Genomic DNA, 4152 nt, shown 5'->3' on the forward strand with positions numbered 1-4152 from the left:
GACCCGGCGCGGCCTGTCGGCCCGGCCGGCGACGCGTCGTCGCCGCTGGCTGGCGTGCGGCCTGGTCATCGCGCCGCTCGCCGTCGCCCTCGCCGTCACCGCGGCGCGGCACCACCACACGGTGCTGCTGGCCGCCTGGACCGGAGTCTCCCTGCTGATGCTGGTCATCGCGGTGGTGACGTTGACCCGCGGCCAGTACGGCTGGCAGCTGCCGGAACGTGTGCACCACGTCGACCTCACCGACACCGCACCGCCGCGGCACCGCGTCTCGCTGATCGTGCCCGCCCGGGAGGAGCCCGTACTCGGGCGGACGCTCACCCAGATCCTGGCCGGTGACTATCCGGACGCACTCGTCGAGATCGTGGTGATGGTGTCCCACGACGAGGTCGACCGGGCCACCCGGGAGATCGCCGAACAGATCGCGCGGCGGCATCCGAACGTGCGCGTCGTCGCGCCGGAGGGCCGCCGGCGCAGCAAGCCACTGTCGCTGGAGGACGCCCGCCGGCACTGCACCGGCGACCTCGTCGGCATCGTCGACGCCGAATCGCTCATCGCACCTGGCCTGCTGACCTACGTCAACACCCTGGCGTCCCGGCAGGCCGACGTCGGCATCTTCCAGGGCGGCGTGCAGCTGATGAACGTGCGGGGCCCCGACCACGCCGATCGAGGCACCGGCCGGGACGGCGCCGGCGCCGGCGGCCCCCGGGCGGCGCTGCGCCGCCTGGACACCGACGCCTCCTGGTGGCGGGCCCGCAACTGCCTGGAGTACTACATCTGGTTCATGTCCCGCCTGCGCTTCCAGGCGCGGGCCCGGTTCATCCCGCTCGGCGGGAACACCGTGTTCATCCGCCGCGAGGTGCTGGACCAGCTCGGCGGCTGGGACGTCACCTGCCTGACCGAGGACTGTGACCTCGGGGTGCGCGCCTCGGTCGCCGGGGTGCGCACGATCGTCTTCTACCACCCGGAGCTGACGACCCGGGAGGAGACGCCGGAGAGCCTGACCAAGCTCGTCGTGCAGCGCACCCGCTGGATGATGGGCTTCCTGCAGGTCCTGTTCAAGGGCGACTGGCGGCTGTTGCCCGGGGCGCGCCAGCGGTTGATGGCCGCGGAGATGCTGGCGATGCCGCTGTTCCAGGCGGTCGCCGGGGTGCTGCTGCCCGTCTCCGGTGTCCTCACCCTGTTCCTCACGGCGCCGACGGGCCTGGTCATCGTGTTCTGGCTGCCGATGGGCGCGACCGTCATGGCCGTGTTCACCGAGCAGGCCGCGTTCCGGGAGTTCGCCGACGCCTACGACCTCGACGTCGGCCGTTGGGACAGCGTGCGCCTCGTGCTCAGCGCGCCGCTCTACCAGCTCGTCCTGTCGGTCGCGGCGGTGCGGGCCGCCGGCCGCCTGCTGCGCGGCCGGCTCGAATGGGAGAAGACGTCGCATTCCGGCGCCCACCACGGCGTCGGCCGCGTCTCGCTGGAAGGTGCCTCGTGACCGCGACAGAGCTGGCCGGCGAAACGCTTCCGCAGGTTCTCCGGCCGCGCTCGACCGCCGGCCGGGCCGGCGAACGGGCGCGGATCGCGGGCGCGTGGCTCGCCGTCCGCGCCCAGGCCCACCGGCAGAGCCTGATCCTGCTCGCCGTGCTGCTGCCGGTCGTCGCGGTCATCCACGGGGTCAACTTCGACGGCTGGCCGGGCCGGGTCACCGATGACGAGGGCACCTACGCAGCGCAGGCCTACTCGATGCAGTACTGGAACCGCATCGCCCATTACACCTACTGGTACGACCATCCCTTCGGTGGCTGGCTGCTCATCGCCATCTACACGAAGCTGACCGACGGCTTCCACCGGGCGCCGACGGCGGTGACCGCGGCCCGGGAACTGATGTTCCTGCTGCACCTGGTGTCCTGCGTGCTGCTCTACCGGCTCGGCCGGCTGCTCGGGCTGCGCCGGTTCTTCGCCGGGTTCGCCCTGCTCGCCTACTCGCTCTCGCCGCTCGCCCTGTGGTACCAGCGGATGGCGTTCCTGGACAACATCGCGGTGATGTGGCTGCTCGCCGCCTTCGCCGCCGCCGCCTCGCCGCGGCGCAGCGTCGGCGCGGCCGCGCTGGCCGGAACGTTCATGGCGTTCTCGTTCTGGTCCAAGGAGACGACGCTGCTGTTCCTGCCCGGGCTGTACGTGCTGCTGCGCCAGCACCGCGACCCGCGTAACTGGCGCTTCGTCCGGCGCAACTTCGCCGGCTGCCTCCTCGGCATCTGCGCCATCTACCTTCTCTACGCGACGGCGAAGAACGAGCTGTTCGAAGGGCCCGGCCACGTCTCGCTGGAGTGGGCGGTGCGCTGGCAGCTCTTCGAGCGGGCGCCGAGCGGTAGTGTCCTGGACTCCGGCAGCGACACCTACAACGTCGTACGGTCCTGGCTGGACCTAGACCCCTACCTGGTCCCCGCCGGGATCGCCGCCGCGGTGCCGCTGCTCGCGCTGCGCCGGCTGCGGGTCGTCGCCGTGCTGCTGCTGGTCCAGTTCGGGTTCATCTTCCGCAACGGCTACCTGCCGAACCCGTACGTCACCGCGATGCTGCCCTTCGCGGCCCTGTGCGTCGCCGGCCTGCTCGACGCGGCCCTGCCCCGCCGTGCTCCGCCCGTCCAGCGGGACGGGCTGGTCCGGACGGGATGGCCGGCGCCCACCGCCCGGGCCTGGCTGGGGATGCTGTGGACGGCGCTGCGCCGGGGGGCCGTCGGCGCGGCGGTCGTCGGGGCCGTGGTGGCCGTGGCGCTGGACTGGACGCCGAAGATCCACACTGCGCTGACCCGCGACGCGGGCGCCCCGAGCCGGGACGCCACCCGCTGGTTCCTGGCCAACCTGCGCGACCACGGCACCGTCGTCACCGACGACATCGCCTGGACCGACCTGGTGATCGCCGGGCGCCGTCCGCTCCCCGTGTGGTTCTACAAACTGGACCTCGACCCGCAGGTCCAGGCCCAGTTTCCAAACGGCTGGCGGGACGTCGACTACCTGATGATGGGCAAGCCGCCGGACTCGGTGCTCGCCGAGGTGCCGCTGGTCGCCGAGGCGCTGCGGAACTCGGTGGTACTGAAGTCGTTCGGCAACGGGGAGATCGAGATCCGCCGGGTGGTCCCGCCCGGCTGCCGGGCCGATCTCCCACCCGAGCGCTGCGAGCATCGCGCCGGTCCGCGGCCCAAGGCCCCGTCCCGCACCTGACCGGAGTGCGCTGCGGCGCACTCCGGTCGGTGGAAACGTCAGCTCAGGGCGAGCAGCGCACCGAGGAAGAACCCGATGCCCGCGAGCCAGAGGTACGTGGGCACCACCCGCAGCCAGTTGATCGACGCCTTCGACCGCGGCGCCGGCTCCGCGGCCGGACGAGCGTTGCCGTCGCCCGCGTGGGCGGCGGCGCTGGTGACGGGCCTGGCCGCGGTGTGCGGTGCCGCAGCGGCCGGTGCCCTGGCGGGGGCGCCGACGCCGGCCAGCATGGTCTCCTGGTCGTCAACATCCGGTTCGGCGAGCGGCGGCGGGGGCGGCGGGGTCAGTATGACCAGCGGGCCGTCGATCGCGCCGAGGCGGATCCGGACCTCCCCGCCGGTCAGCGCGACGACGCCGGTGCGGACGTTGTCGCGCCACATGCCGTTCGAGCTGAGGTCGCGGGCGACCCAGCCGTCCGGGGTGGGTTCGAGGCTCAGGTGGCGGCGCGACACCCGGGCGTCCGGGATGACCAGGTCGCAGTCCCGGCCGCGGCCGACCACCCGGTTGCCCTCGGCCGTCAGCTCGGCCTCGCCGGACGGGGTGACGACCCGTATCGGGCGCAGATTCACGGCGGTGTCCTTTCTCTCGGACGGTGGCCGGCCGTCAGGCCGGGAAGACCTCGCCGCCGCGGACGGCGACCGCGACGGGGGGGAGGGGCGCCTTCGCCGGACCGGCGACGGGCGCGCCGGTGCGGGTGTCGAACGCGCTGCCGTGACACGGGCAGAGGATCCGGTCGCCCGACACCTGGTTCACCGAGCAGCCCTGGTGGGTGCAGATCTTGGAGAATCCCTGGACCTCACCGGCGGCGTTGCGGGTGAGCACGACACCCTCGCTGTCGAGGATCAGCCCGCCCTCGGCGGGCACGTCGTCGACCTTGGCCAGGGCGGCGGCGCCGGCCCCGGCGCCACC

The 4152-nt window shown here is 73.0% G+C and carries 4 protein-coding genes; 2 read left to right on the plus strand and 2 right to left on the minus strand.

The features are described from left to right. On the plus strand, positions 1-1480 hold a 1480-nt coding region (locus MXD58_RS21770), incomplete at its 5' end, for a glycosyltransferase family 2 protein (protein ID WP_250609822.1). Further along, positions 1477-3204 carry a glycosyltransferase family protein gene (locus MXD58_RS21775; RefSeq protein ID WP_248840548.1) on the plus strand — a complete coding sequence of 576 codons (1728 nt, stop codon included), beginning with the start codon at positions 1477-1479 and terminating at the stop codon, positions 3202-3204. The genes MXD58_RS21770 and MXD58_RS21775, both read left to right, overlap by 4 nt. A 38-nt stretch (positions 3205-3242) precedes the next feature. Here MXD58_RS21775 and MXD58_RS21780 read toward each other — a convergent pair whose 3' ends face one another. Together MXD58_RS21780 and MXD58_RS21785 are read right to left on the minus strand one after the other, a co-directional pair. Next, the gene (locus tag MXD58_RS21780) at positions 3243-3812 is read right to left on the minus strand and encodes an FHA domain-containing protein (RefSeq protein WP_248840549.1); all 570 of its coding nucleotides are present in this window, start codon (positions 3810-3812) and stop codon (positions 3243-3245) included. A gap of 34 nt (positions 3813-3846) precedes the next feature. Then, positions 3847-4152 (minus strand): Rieske (2Fe-2S) protein (locus MXD58_RS21785; RefSeq protein WP_250609823.1); only part of this gene is annotated, 306 nt, incomplete at its 5' end.

It is taken from the genome of Frankia sp. AgKG'84/4, from assembly GCF_023242965.2.
Taxonomy (GTDB): domain Bacteria; phylum Actinomycetota; class Actinomycetes; order Frankiales; family Frankiaceae; genus Frankia.